This window comes from Actinomycetes bacterium (assembly GCA_024222295.1).
GTDB lineage: Bacteria > Actinomycetota > Acidimicrobiia > Acidimicrobiales > Microtrichaceae > JAAEPF01.
Map to the genome: position 1 here is coordinate 1 of JAAEPF010000007.1, position 12827 is coordinate 12827.

A 12827-nucleotide genomic window follows, 5' to 3' on the forward strand; every position below is an offset into this window, starting at 1 on the left:
AGGAGGAGGAGGAGGAGGAGGAGGAGGAGGAGGAGCGAGGAGGGAGCAGGAGCGAAGAGCGGAGAGGAGGAGGGAGGAGGAGGTTGTGAAGAGTCGGCCTCCACAGCCGCGCTGGCCCGAGGCAGGCGCCCCAGCGGCCCTGTGCGGCTTGGCCGCGCCACCAGGAGCCGAGGGATGCAGCGCCACCAGGGGCCCATGGATGGGGCCTGAACGCGACGAAGGGGGGCCGCGAGGGCTCCCCCTCGGGTTTCGGTTCCCGCGAACGCCGATTGCGGCCGGCCCTTCGGTGGCCGGGGGTGAGGACTACTGAAGCGAGACGATGCCCATCCGCACCGCCTGCAGCACCGCCTGGGTGCGGTCCCGGGCGTCGAGCTTCTGGTAGATCGACGCCAGGTGGTTCTTGACGGTCTTCTGTGAGATGTACAGCTGTGCAGCCACCTCGGGAGTGCTGCACCCGTCAGCGATCAACTGCAGCACCTCTTCCTCCCTCTTGGAGATGACCCTGTCGTCGGACTCGGTGACGGCCTGGGGCTCGTCGAGCTTGCGGACCTCCTCGAGCATCGACCGAGCGAGCTGTGGAGACAGCACCGTCTCGCCCTCGGCTGCCATGCGGACCGCTTCGGCGATCTCGCGGGTCGAACAGTCCTTGGTCAGGTAGCCGGCGGCTCCCGCCCGGATGGCGTTTGCGAGCACGTCCTGGTCGGCGTGCATCGTGAGCATCACCACGCTCGAGGTGATCCCTGCGTCCTTCACCTGGCGGCAGGCCTCCACCCCGTCGCAGTTGGGCATGGTCACGTCCATCAGGATCACATCGGGCATCAGCTGGGCAGCCAGCTGGACTGCTTCGACCCCGTCGGTGGCCTCTCCGACCACGTCGAAGCCTGCGTCGCTCATCGAACGGCGCAGCCCTTCGCGCAGCATGCGGTGGTCGTCGGCGAGCATCAGTCGCACTGTCATGTCAGTTCCCTGCTACCGCGGTCTGAACCGCAGGGGTTGTGGAGGTTGCGCCCGATTGCGCGGCGTGCTCCTCCGAGGGCTGTGCTTCGGGGTCGAGCACGCAGCGCACGCGGGTGCCACGCCCCGGGGCGCTGAGCACCTCCAGCGAGGCTCCAATGCTGGCTGCGCGCTCACGCATGCCGAGCATGCCGTAGGAGTCGAGTCGGCCGGCCTTGCCGGCTTCGAACCCGACGCCGTTGTCGGTCACGTCCATCACGGCTCGCTGTCCGTCGCAACGCCACACAATGCGCACTGCGGTCGCCTCGGCATGGCGTTCGACGTTGGCCAGTGCTTCCTGGGCTACTCGCCACATCTCGCGCTCCTGCAGCAATGGCAGGCGAGCGGCGGAGTCGGTGTCGGTCTGGATCTGCAGACCGCTGCGCTCGGTGACCCTTGCGACGTACTCATCCAGCACGTCCGCAAGGCTGAGCGAGTCCGATACGTCGGTGCGCAGGTCATAGAGCGTGTCGCGGACCTCTCGGATCACCCCGCGCACGTCGTCGCGCAGCTGGGTGACTTCCTCGGTCACGGGGTCTCCGGCGGCATCGCGTTCCACGATGCGGTCGAGTTCGAAGGCCAGGTACGCCAGGGACTGGCCGATGCGGTCGTGCAGGTCTCGTGCGATGCGGGTGCGTTCCTCGTCCGCGCCGACGGTGCGTAGCCGGGCGAACCACCGTGCGTTGTCGACTGCAAGGGAGGCTGGTGCCACGAAGCCCTCGACCAGTTCGAGGTCACGGGCTGTGAAGTGCTCGAGGTCGTTGTGCTCGATGGCGAGCATGCCGATGATCGAACCGCGCGCCGGCATGACGGTGTAGATGCCGGAGCCTGCACGGTCGTTGAGGCCGCCGCCTTCGGCGGGCACGTTGGGCAGGTACACCGGTCGGCTCTCGGCGAGGGCCTTGCGCAGTCCGGGGCTGAGGTCGGTCGGTCCGAGCCGACGGGGCACATGCAAGCCGTGGTGGCGGGCTACCGCCCACTGGCCGTCGGTCTCGTCGAACAACAGCACGGCCACGCTGTCGTATGACACCAGGGACTTCATGCGTGACAGGGTCGAGTCGAGTACGTCGTCGAGGTCCAGTGAGGCCGGAAGCGTCTGGGTGACCCGGTGCAGCGAGAACAGCAGCGTGTTGGCGTCCGAGAGTCGGCTGAGTCGGTCGAGGGCGAGTTCGCGCTCACGCACTGCCTCACCGGAGATGCGCCGGGCATAGCCGGCGATGACTGCCACGACGAGGATGATGAGACCCCACGACGCCGAGCTGAGCAGGGCTTCGCGCTGGTCGGTCGATTGCACCACGAAGGGCCAGGTGACCGCGATGATCGCGGTGATCCCGACTCGCAGCGAGAACCCGAAGCCGCGGGCCAACCCTGCGAGTGCGATCGGAGTCAGAAGCGTGAACACCAGTGGTGAATCCCAACCACCGGTGTATATGACGGCGAGCACGTGGAACGCGACTTCGGCCACCACCCGCAGCAGCGACTTGAGGTCGTCGGAGTACCGCACGGGCCTGAATGCCCTGAACACGGCGTAGGCGATGACAAGGGCCGTCCAGATCCGGGTGCCGGTGGCCAGGTCATCGGTGCTGGCTGCCACGAGGAGCGAGATGGCCACGGTGGCCAGGCGCATCGCGGTGACCAGGCTGGAGAAGATGGCCACGCGGTCCTCGCCGGGACCGGCCACCTGCTGGGTGACGATGTCGAAGTCACCCGTGGGGTGTTCGTCGGGGTCGATCATGGCGTCGCGCAGTTCCCGCGAGAAGCGGTTGCGAATGCGTTCGCCGACCGATTCCGGCTCGGGCGTCGGCTCGGGGGTGCCGGCCGGCTGCTCGGGCTCGGCAGCGGGCGGTGGCGCGAACGCCGCGTCCGGCACGGACCCGTCTGTGGGGTCCCCCGGCTGTTGAGGATTCTGTGGCGCGGTCTGCATGTGGCTCGTCAGGGGCGGCCGCACCGGCTTGCGCGGTCTCGCCCTTGAGACATCCATCGGCAGCCATCGCGTGGTCCCTGAGCTTTTGTCACCTGCGGCTCACAGCCCGTCTACCCTCCGATCCGTGAAGTTGATCGGATTGACGGGCGGGATCGGCTCGGGAAAGTCGACGGTTTCGGCCGCCCTGGTGGCGCGTGGCGCCGTTCTGGTCGACGCCGACGCGATCGTCCATGACCTCCAGCGTCCGGGAACCGTGGTGTTCGCGGAGATGGTGGATCGGTTCGGCAAGGGGATCGTGGCCGCGGATGGCACCCTCGACCGACCAGCCGTTGCCGAAATCGTCTTCGGGGACGACAAGGCACTGGCCGACCTGGGGATGATCGTGCATCCCCGTGTGCATCAGGAGATCGAGCGCCGGGTGGCCGAGCAGGCCGACGGCGACAACGTCGTGGTGCTCGACATCCCCCTGCTGGACCGTTCGGGCTGGCCCGGACTGGTGGGCACGATCGTGGTCGACCTAGACCCCGAGGTGGCCGTGCAGCGGCTCGTGGAGCACCGCGGGTTCGATGAAGAGGACGCCAGGGCCCGCATCTCCAACCAGGCATCGCGCACGGAGCGCCTGGAGCTGGCCGACCACGTGGTGGACAACTCCGGCACGCCCGAGGACCTCGAAACTGCTGTGGATGCTTGCTGGAAGTGGATCGAGGGGTTGTCGCACACCAGCTGACGGACCGTGTCGGGGGAGGCGCGCGGCCGACCGTGTCGCACCCCCTCTGTACGATCGTCGGGTGACCGATCTATCCCAGCCAGTCGGGCCGCCGGCCGAGCCGAAGATGGTGCGGCCCTTCGAGGTCGTTTCCGAGTTCGAGCCGGCAGGTGACCAACCAAAGGCGATCTCGGCCCTGTCGGACGGGATCGAGGGTGGCGAGCGCTTCCAGACGCTGCTCGGCATCACCGGCTCGGGCAAGTCGGCCACGATGGCCTGGACCATCGAGCAGGTGCAGCGACCCACGCTGATCCTCGCGCCCAACAAGAGCCTTGCCGCCCAGTTGGCCAACGAGTTCCGCGAGTTCTTCCCCAACAACCGGGTGGAGTACTTCGTGTCCTACTACGACTACTACCAACCCGAGGCCTACATCGCGTCGAGCGACACCTACATAGAGAAGGACTCCTCGGTCAACGACGAGATAGACCGCCTGCGTCACTCGGCAACCGCAGCGCTGCTGACCCGGCGCGACACGATCGTGGTGGCCTCCGTGTCCGCCATCTATGGCCTGGGCTCGCCCGATGAGTACGCGGGCCGCCTGCTGGTGGTGCGGGTGGGCGACTCAGTGGACCAGCGGGCTGTCCTGCGCCGGCTGGTGGAACTGCAGTACGACCGCAACGACCAGAACCTGGTCCGTGGCAAGTTCCGCGTGCGCGGCGATGTGGTCGAAGTGCATCCGGCCTATGACGAGACCGCCGTGCGCGTCGAGTTCTTCGGCGACGACGTCGAGTCCATCACGGTGGTCGATCCGCTGACCGGTGAGAAGGTCGGCGAGCTCGATGAGCTGGTCGTGTTCCCCAACACCCACTACGCCACCTCCGACGAGCGGATCCATGCAGCGATCAAGCGGATCGAGACGGAGCTGCAGCAACGCCTCGCCCACTTCGATGCCGAGGGGAAGCTCCTCGAGGCCCAGCGGCTGCGCATGCGCACCGAGTACGACCTCGAGATGCTCGAGGAGATGGGGTTCTGCAACGGCATCGAGAACTACTCCGGGCCGATCGACGGCCGGGCCCGGGGCGAGGCGCCGTACACGCTGCTCAACTTCTTCCCGCCCGACTACCTCACGATCATCGACGAGAGCCATGTGGCGATCCCCCAGCTTCATGGCCAGTACGAGGGCGACCGTTCCCGCAAGGAAGCGCTTGTGGAGCACGGGTTCCGGCTGCCGTCTGCTGCTGACAACCGGCCGCTGCGCTTCGAGGAGTGGCTTGAGCGTGCCGGCCAGGTCGTGTTTCTGTCGGCCACGCCGGGTGACTGGGAACTGGAGCGTTCCACCAACGTGGTCGAGCAGATCGTGCGGCCGACCGGCCTGATCGACCCAGAGGTGATCATCCGGCCCACGAAGGGCCAGATCGATGACCTCCTCTCGGAGATCAACGAGCGGGTGGAGGCCGAGGAACGGGTGCTCGTCACCACGCTCACCAAGAAGATGGCCGAGGACCTCACCGACTACCTGCTCGAGATGGGCGTGCGCGTGCGCTACCTGCACTCCGAGGTCGACACCCTGCAGCGCATCGAGCTGGTCCGCGACCTGCGCCTCGGCGAGTACGACGTGCTCGTGGGCATCAACTTGCTGCGAGAGGGTCTCGACATCCCCGAGGTGTCACTGGTGGCGATTCTGGATGCCGACAAGGAGGGGTTCCTGCGTTCCAACCGGTCGCTCATCCAGATGATCGGGCGCGCGGCGAGAAACGTCAACGGACAGGTCGTCATGTACGCCGATGAGGTCACGGATTCGATGACGCATGCCATCTCGGAGACGAACCGGCGTCGCGGGCTGCAGGAGGCCTACAACACCGAACACGACATCCACCCCCAGACGATCCGCAAGGCAGTCACCGACATCCTCGCCGAACTGCGCGGCGAAGACGGCCAGGCTCCGCTGCCCACCGGGGGGAAGCGCAAGCAGCGCCCCGGCGAGAAGGCCAGGGCGGCCCAGTTCGCCGACCTGCCACCACAGGACCTGGGCGCGCTGATCACGATTCTCGAAGAGGAGATGCACCAGGCGTCGGCCGACCTTCGATTCGAGGAAGCCGCCAGGCTCCGCGACGAAGTGAAGGAACTGCAGCGCGAGCTTCGCTCCGCCGGCGGCTGACCGGCTGCTTCGCGAGGCCGGCTGCAGTTACTGCTGGATGGCCCGTTGGCGCAGGTAGTGGTCGGCCAGCACAACCAGCGTGGCGGCCTCCACCATCGGAACGGCGCGCGGTAGCACGCACGGGTCGTGGCGCCCCCTGGCCTCGAGGGTGACGGGCGCGCCGTCGCGGTTCACGGTCTGCTGGGCCGACGCGATGGTGGCCGTGGGCTTGAACGCAGCCCGCAGCGTGACGGCTTCACCGTTGGAGATCCCGCCCTGGATCCCGCCAGAGTTGTTGGTGGTCGTACTCGGCCGCCCGTGGGGACCCGGAACGAACTCATCGTTGTGCTCGCTGCCGGTCATTCGTGTGGAAGCGAAACCTGATCCGACCTCGAAGCCCTTGGTGGCAGGCAGCGACATCAGTGCCTTCGCGAGGTCGGCTTCGAGCTTGTCGAACACGGGCTCGCCCAACCCGGCGGGCACGCCACGGGCCACACATGAAACGACACCGCCGAGCGAGTCGCCATCGCGGCGGGCCTGCTCTATGGCCTCCGTGATCTGTTTCGCCGCCAGCGGGTCGGGGCAGCGGGTGGGGTCGGCCTCCACCTCGTCGAGTGAAACGGTGGCCCCGTCGACATCGGCTTCGATGTCGTGCACCTGCTGCACCCAGGCCAGCACCTCCACACCGGCACGCTCTGCCAGCAGCTTGCGGGCGATGGCACCGGCGGCCACCCGGGCAATCGTCTCCCTCGCAGACGCTCGCCCACCGCCGGCCACGGCGCGGGTGCCGTACTTGGCCTCGGTGCTCCAGTCCGCGTGCGACGGCCGGTACAGCTCGGACATGTGGTCATAGGCGCTCGAGCGCTGGTCCTTGTTGCGAACGAGCATCGCGATCGGCGAGCCGATCGTCTGCCCGTCGTCGACGCCGGAGAGGATCTCGATCGTGTCCTTTTCGTCGCGCTGGGTGACCAGGCGGCTCTGGCCGGGTCGACGACGGTCGAGGTCGGGTTGGATGTCGGCCTTGGAGAGCTCCAGCAGCGGCGGGCAGCCGTCGACCACCACCCCGACGCCTCCGCCGTGGGACTCGCCGAATGTGGTGACGCGGAACAGCACGCCGGTGCTCGAGGACATGCAGCCAGTATGCCCGAGCCGTGGTGCTCTCCCCGAGCCAGTTGGGTCCATCCGGGGGCGAACACACGTTCGGGGTGACTTTGTTGGTGGGCTAGTGTGGATGCGATGGCTGGATCGACCAAGAAGCAGGCCAGCGGCGACCGGATCGTGATTCGTGGCGCCCGCGAGCACAACCTTCACGACATCGACCTCGAGCTGCCGCGTGACCGCCTGATCGTGTTCACGGGGCTGTCGGGTTCGGGCAAGTCGTCACTCGCATTCGACACCATCTATGCGGAGGGCCAGCGCCGCTACGTCGAGTCGCTGTCGGCATACGCGAGGCAGTTCCTCGGCCAGATGGACAAACCCGACGTGGACACGATCGAGGGTCTGTCTCCCGCGATCTCGATCGACCAGAAGTCGGCCTCGCGCAACCCGCGCTCGACGGTGGGCACGGTCACGGAGGTCTACGACTACCTGCGGCTGCTGTTTGCACGCGTCGGCATACCGCATGACCCCGAGACCGGTGAGCGGCTGGTACGCCAGACTCCCCAGCAGATCGTCGACCGGATCCTGCAGATGGAGGAAGGCACCCGGTTCCAGGTGCTGGCGCCCGTGGTGCGGGGACGCAAGGGCACCTACGACCAGCTGCTCGCAGAGCTCGCATCGGAGGGTTTCGCACGCGTCCGCGTGGACGGCGAGATCCACGACCTCCCGGTCGAGCTCGACCTGGCACGCTACGAGGTCCACCACATCGAGGTGGTCGTCGACCGCCTGGTGCTGCGAGACGGCATCGAGCGCCGGCTCACCGACTCGATGGAGACGGCACTCAACCTTGCTGAGGGAGTTGCACAGGTCGAGATCGTGCCCCGCGCCGACGACGACGCCGAGCCCGAGCTGCTCACGTTCTCCGAGAGCCTCTCGCGCCCATCGGACGGCAAGAGCTTCGAGGAGCTGGCGCCGCGCAACTTCTCTTTCAACTCGCCCTACGGGGCCTGCTCGGTGTGCGACGGTCTCGGCACCACATTCGAGGTCGACCCGGAGCTGGTGGTGCCCGATCCCGACCTGTCGGTCTCCGAGGGGGCGCTCGCTCCATGGGCGTCCGGGCATGCCAAGTACTTCCACCGCCTGCTCGACTCGGTGTGCGAGGAGGAGGGGATCGACGCCGACAAGCCCTTCTCGAAGCTGCCGAAGAAGTCGCGAAACATCCTGCTCAACGGCCTGCCCGGCGCAGACAAGGTGAAGGTGCGCTTCCGCAACCGCTACGGCCGCACCCGCACCTACTCGGCCAAGTACGAGGGCGTGATCCCCTACCTCAAGCGCCGCCACGCCGAGTCCGAGAGCGACTCGGCGCGCGAGCAGATCGAGGGCTACATGCGCCAGGTGGCCTGCGGCGAGTGCGACGGCGCCCGCCTCAACCCGCTGGCGCTCGCGGTGACGGTCGACGAGCTCAACATGCACGAGCTGTGCAGCCTGTCGATCGCAGAGACACGCAAGCGCCTGCTCGAGATGCACCTCGATGACCGCCAGGCGATCATCGCCGAACAGGTGCTCAAGGAGATCAATGCCCGCCTGCAGTTCCTCTGCGACGTGGGCCTCGACTACCTCAACCTGGAGCGGGCGGCCAACACGCTCTCGGGCGGCGAGGCGCAGCGGATCCGACTCGCGTCGCAGATCGGATCCGGACTCGTCGGCGTGCTCTACGTGCTCGACGAGCCCTCGATCGGTCTTCACCAGCGCGACAACCACAAGCTGATCGAAACGCTGGAGCGGCTGCGCGACCTCGGCAATACGGTGCTGGTGGTCGAGCACGACGAGGACACGATCCGCGTGGCGGACCATGTGGTCGATATCGGCCCCGGCGCTGGTGAGCACGGGGGACAGGTGGTCCACTCGGGCACCGTGAAGGGCCTCGAGCGTGCCAAGGGTTCCGTGACCGGCCAGTACCTCGCCCACAAGCGCAGCATCCCCGTACCCGAGAAGCGCCGCGAGCCCGCCGACGAATGGCTGAAGGTCCTGGGGGCGCGTGAGCACAACCTGCGTGACATCGATGTGGAGATCCCGCTCGGATGCTTCGTGACGGTCACGGGCGTGTCCGGGTCGGGCAAGTCGACCCTCGTCAATGACATCCTGCTGCGGTCTCTGATGCAGCACGTCTACAGCTCGAAGATCCCCCCGGGACTGCACAGGCGTGTCGAAGGTGTCGAGTTCCTCGACAAGGTGATCAACATCGACCAGTCGCCGATCGGCCGCACTCCGCGGTCCAACCCGGCTACCTACACCGGCGTGTTCGACCGGATCCGCAAGCTGTTCGCCCAGACCAACGAGGCCAAGGTGCGTGGCTACCTGCCGGGGCGCTTCAGCTTCAATGTGAAGGGCGGGCGCTGTGAGGCGTGCTCGGGCGACGGCACGATCAAGATCGAGATGCACTTCCTGCCTGACGTCTACGTTCCGTGCGAGGTCTGCAAGGGCGCCCGCTACAACCGCGACACGCTCGACATCGCCTTCAAGGGGCTCAACATCTCCGAGGTTCTCGACCTGCCGTGTGAGGAGGCGCTGGAGTTCTTCGGCAACCAGCCGCCGATTGCCAGGCACATGCAGACCCTGGTCGACGTCGGGCTCGGCTATGTGCGGCTCGGCCAGCCCGCCACCACCCTCTCCGGAGGTGAAGCCCAGCGCGTGAAGCTCGCCTCCGAGCTCGCCAAGCGCTCCACGGGCCACACCATCTACCTGCTTGACGAGCCCACCACCGGCCTGCACTTCGAGGACATCCGCAAGTTGCTCACCGTGTTGAGCCGGTTGGTCGACCAGGGCAACACCGTGCTGGTGATCGAACACAACCTCGATGTGGTCAAGACCGCCGACTGGATCATCGACCTCGGCCCGGAGGGTGGAGTCGGCGGCGGCACCGTGCTGGCAGAAGGCCCACCGGAGCACATCGCCAGGGTCAGGGAGAGCTACACCGGCCAGTTTCTGGCATCGGTTCTGGATGTCTGAACCGGCGCACCGCCACACTTCCTCAACTCGCATCCGGCGCTGCCGATGTTGGTTGTATGCAGGTGATGCATCAGCCCACGGAGGTGGAGAGGCGACAGCCTTTGCTGCCCGGGCTTCCCGACGACCTGGTGTGGATGGGCCGGGGGGTGGCTCCCAATGAGGAGGAGATCGAGCGCGCCATAGCGGTGCTGTCGGCCGTGCCCCTTGCCGGCGCCGCCGGATGGAGCGTCAAGGGTCATCCCTGGAGCAGTCATGCCCGACGGCTCCGCACGGCGATCGTGCGGCCGTCCGGCGAGTGGAAGGTGAGCGTGATGCGAGGTGTCCGCGAGGTCGATGGCCTGCACGGACCGGTGCTTGTCAGGCGCCGCCACCTGGAGCGCATCGAGGTCGATCCCGGCTTCAGTGGCGACCCGGTAGCCGTGATGGCACACGCCATGCGGTCCGCAGGGTTCCGCCTCCTGCTCATGGACCACAGCTGACCCCTGCCATGCAGCAAACGCGCAAGGTTCTGGCGCTTCAGTGCTTGTTGGTGTTCGTGCTGGCTGTCGCAGCCGCGGCCGTTCTCATGGTGCCCTTTCCGCTCGACGAGCCGGTGGCCTGGGGCGGCGACTCCCTGGAGCACGCCGTGCTGGTCGACTCCGCGAACTGGCTGGGTGAGCCCGGCTACTCGACCGAGACAGGTGCTCCCCACGGGGTCGACTGGGCGTGGGCGCCCAGCGGCGGTGAGCGTGCAAACCTCGCAGCGATCTCTGTGCTCAAGTCGGTGACCGGTGACCTCTGGGTTGCGCTGAGCCTCCACCTGCTGGCGGTCGTCGGGATCACCGCCGTGGCCGCCTTCGCGGTCGTGCGCTGGCTCGGGGCGTCCAGCCTGCTCGCCGGCGCCGCAGGTCTCGTGTTCGCCCTCACGTCACCGGTCTACGACCACATCGAGGAAGGCCACCTGTTTCTGTTCGGCCTCTACCCGGTCCCGCTGGCGGTCTATCTGGCATGCCGCTGGACCGGTTGGAATCCAGGCGGAGGGCATCGAAGCGCCCGTGATCTGCTGCGCGACAGGTCCACCCTGGCCGCCACGATCGTTTCGGTCCTGGCCGTTGCGCTGTCCTCGACCTACTACGCCTTGTTCGCGGTGCTGCTCGTGGGCATGCTCGCCGTGCTCGTAGCCATCCGACGCCTCGACTGGCGTGCCGCCGTTCCCGGCATCGCCGTCGCCGCATCAATCGGCCTGGTGTTGGTGCTGTCGAGCCTTCCCGCACTCCTGTCGGGCGATGCGCCCCGGCTCGATCGCAAGCTGTCGGACTCCACCCGCTTCGCCCTCGACCCGATCCAGTCGCTCCTGCCACAACGCGAGAACCTGTTCGGCGTGGCCGACACCTGGGGCGCGTCTCCTTCGGAGGCAGTCGGCCTGGTGGCGGCGGCCGGGCTGGCATGGCTGGGGTGGGTGCTCTTGAGGCACCTCGGCCGCGGCGACGGCCGCGCCGATGGGCTCATGCTCCGGCTCGCTGCGCTGGTGGCCCTGTCACTTGCGGTGGGCGTGCCTGGCGGACTCGGCTGGCTCATCGCCCGGTTCGGCGCACAGGAGCTGCGTGCATGGTCGCGGGTGTCCGTGTTCATCGCCTTCGTGGGTGTAGCGGTCCTCGCTGTGTTGGTGACCCGTGCAGTCACTCGGGCTGCAGCAGGCACAGATGAAGGCGAGCCCGCCGCTGCGCGGGGCTTGCTCGCGGGCACGGTTGTGGTCGTGCTGTTGGCGCTGCTCGGTCAGCGTTCGATGCTGCCTGACCGCCAGCACGTCCAGGAGCTCCGAGCCGAGGCGGCGGTGGCCACAGCGGCGCTCGAGGAGGCCCTGGCCCAGGGTTCGAGCGTGCTCGTGTGGCCAGCGGGCAGCTACCTCAGTGACTTCGGCCCCGGGCAGGTCCTCGCGCCACCGGTGCTCGGAGACACCCTCGAGTACTCCTCGGGGTCGTTCCGCGGGGGGCCGGGGGACTGGCAGCTCACTTGGGCGCTCGAAGACGTCGACTCCCAACTCGAAGCCGCCGCCGCGGCCGGTTTCGACGCCGTGCTCGTCGACGGGGCACACCACCTGCTCGGCGACGTCGATGGCTTCGCCGAGTCGATCACTGCGGTCGCGGGCGACCCGGCCGGCAGTGCCGGATCCTGGCAGTGGTGGTTGCTGGATGACCTCCGCAGCGAACTCGCCGAGCAGTACGGTGCCGCGGCGGTGGAGGCATTCGGCGCCAACGCGGTCCGGCCGCTCGGCATCGTCGTCGACGGTACGCCCGGGTTCCCCTCGACCGGCCGGGAACGCGACTACGCGTTGGGCGCAGAAGGTTCCATCGCAGTGAGGTCACACGACGCCGATGACGCCGAAGTGGTCGTGGCCTTCGAAGTCGTGGCAGCCCCCGACTCGACCGTGACCCTTTCCACCGGCGCCGATTCGCGGACGCTCACCCCGGGCAGGTCGGGTGACGCTGTCGTGGTGAGTGTCGATCTGCTGGATGGCCACGGCGAGATACTCGTCACCACCGACGGCCGGCCGTTGCGCCGCGCCGGTGCAGATCCTGCCGTCTACGCAGAGCTGCGCGACGTGCAGGCCTTTGACGCCGCACTGGCCTCGTCACCGGTGGTGGTGCCCAAGGCGCTTGGGTAGGAAGTGCGACTGATCGCGCTCAGGTGATCGACAGCATCCGCTCGAGAGCCAAGCGGGCATCGGCCGCAGTCCGCTCGTCGACGACGATCCGGTTGACCACGTTGCCCTTCACGAGGCTCTCGAGAGTCCACGCGAGGTGGGGCGCGTCGATGCGGAACATCGTGGAGCACGGGCAGACGAGGGGGTCGAGCGACACAACCGTCTTGTCGGCTGTCTCTTCCTCGAGGCGGTTGACCAGGTGGATCTCGGTACCCACCCCGATGGTTGCCCCCACCGGGGCGGCCTCGACGGCCTTGATGATGAAGTCGGTGGAGCC

At 67.6% G+C, this 12827-nt stretch carries 9 protein-coding genes; 5 read left to right on the plus strand and 4 right to left on the minus strand.

The genetic code is table 11. The features are described from left to right. Window positions 1-303 precede the first annotated feature (303 nt). Together GY812_02365 and GY812_02370 are read right to left on the minus strand one after the other, a co-directional pair. Window positions 304-957 carry a response regulator transcription factor gene (locus tag GY812_02365; GenBank protein ID MCP4434327.1) on the minus strand — a complete coding sequence of 218 codons (654 nt, stop codon included), beginning with the start codon at window positions 955-957 and terminating at the stop codon, window positions 304-306. Window position 958: 1 nt separating this feature from the next. Further along, complete coding sequence (locus GY812_02370; GenBank protein ID MCP4434328.1) at window positions 959-2863, minus strand: GAF domain-containing protein; 1905 nt, start codon at window positions 2861-2863, stop codon at window positions 959-961. Between the two features lie 187 nt (window positions 2864-3050). Between GY812_02370 and GY812_02375 the strand changes: the two genes are divergently transcribed. Both GY812_02375 and uvrB read left to right on the plus strand, forming a co-directional pair. After that, window positions 3051-3644, plus strand: a complete 594-nt coding sequence (locus GY812_02375; GenBank protein ID MCP4434329.1) for a dephospho-CoA kinase — start codon at window positions 3051-3053, stop codon at window positions 3642-3644. Between the two features lie 106 nt (window positions 3645-3750). Next, window positions 3751-5781, plus strand: a complete 2031-nt coding sequence (uvrB, locus tag GY812_02380; GenBank protein ID MCP4434330.1) for an excinuclease ABC subunit UvrB — start codon at window positions 3751-3753, stop codon at window positions 5779-5781. 27 nt (window positions 5782-5808) lie between these two features. On the opposite strand, the gene aroC is transcribed toward uvrB, so the two are convergent. Then, complete coding sequence (gene aroC / locus GY812_02385) at window positions 5809-6891, minus strand: chorismate synthase (GenBank protein MCP4434331.1); 1083 nt, start codon at window positions 6889-6891, stop codon at window positions 5809-5811. A 105-nt stretch (window positions 6892-6996) separates the two neighbouring features. Between aroC and uvrA the strand changes: the two genes are divergently transcribed. From uvrA to GY812_02400, 3 genes are all read left to right on the plus strand, one after another. Further along, window positions 6997-9867 (plus strand): excinuclease ABC subunit UvrA, encoded by a 2871-nt coding sequence (gene uvrA / locus GY812_02390; protein ID MCP4434332.1) that lies wholly within the window; start codon window positions 6997-6999, stop codon window positions 9865-9867. A gap of 65 nt (window positions 9868-9932) precedes the next feature. Beyond that, window positions 9933-10346, plus strand: coding sequence for a hypothetical protein (locus GY812_02395; protein MCP4434333.1), 414 nt, complete (start codon window positions 9933-9935; stop codon window positions 10344-10346). A gap of 8 nt (window positions 10347-10354) precedes the next feature. Then, the gene (locus GY812_02400; GenBank protein ID MCP4434334.1) at window positions 10355-12511 is read left to right on the plus strand and encodes a hypothetical protein; all 2157 of its coding nucleotides are present in this window, start codon (window positions 10355-10357) and stop codon (window positions 12509-12511) included. 19 nt (window positions 12512-12530) lie between these two features. Here the strand turns inward: GY812_02400 and GY812_02405 are convergent. Beyond that, window positions 12531-12827 (minus strand): quinolinate synthase NadA (locus GY812_02405; protein ID MCP4434335.1); only part of this gene is annotated, 297 nt, incomplete at its 5' end.